We start from the raw sequence: 727 nt of genomic DNA, 5'->3' as shown, positions 1-727 counted from the left end.
TCTGAGATAAAGTGGATTTTAAAATTCCCTCGCACTCTTCATTGAAATCAGGCGTGCCAGTTCAAGTCTGGCCACGGGTACCATCATTAAAGCCTCCGCATCAAGCGGGGGCTTTTTTGTTTCTGAGATAAAGTGGATTTTAAAAATCCCTCGCACTCTTTATTGAAATCAGGCGTGCCAGTTCAAGCCCGACACTATTAAAGCCTCTGCATTACACCTTAATATGAGCGAGCAGGTTGGTAATAAGCTTATTCAATATACAACCCATTACCGAAAGGCACTAGCTGTTACCTGAGTAGGTAAAATCAGTCATCGCCGTTATTACAGCCGTCATTAATTAACCCAAAACTACGAAAGCTAGATCGCAAGCAAACGGGGTCGACTCAAAGCTATAAAATAACCATTAATTGAATATATTTTACCATTTTAGAATGCGTTTTAAGCAATTGAATAAAATAAACAAATAACCGGTTGACTCAATTTTATAATCAAGTAAAGTACGCCTCGTTCCCAGCAACAAGGGAATCAAGAGGGCGCGATGGCAGAATGGCTATGCTGCGGATTGCAAATCCGTCGATCTCGGTTCGACTCCGGGTCGCGCCTCCATAACTTCTAAGTCAGTTTACTGATAGAAGTATAAAGAATAAGAGTTTGGTGAGTTCACTTAGTCGCATCTAGATAAGAGTGAGCAGTATTGGTACCGACATTACGTATCATCAAAATCAAA

General features: G+C 40.9%; 1 tRNA gene. It reads left to right on the top strand.

The window, feature by feature from the left end:
* Window positions 1-532: 532 nt before the first annotated feature.
* Window positions 533-606, top strand: a tRNA-Cys gene (locus AB4298_RS21330).
* Window positions 607-727: the final 121 nt, after the last annotated feature.

The sequence above is a fragment of the Shewanella sp. 10N.261.52.F9 genome (genome assembly GCF_041471165.1).
Classification (GTDB): Bacteria; Pseudomonadota; Gammaproteobacteria; order Enterobacterales; family Shewanellaceae; genus Shewanella; species Shewanella marinintestina.
The sequence above is the reverse complement of the archived record's forward strand: the minus strand, read 5'-3'. Positions and strand labels throughout refer to the sequence as shown.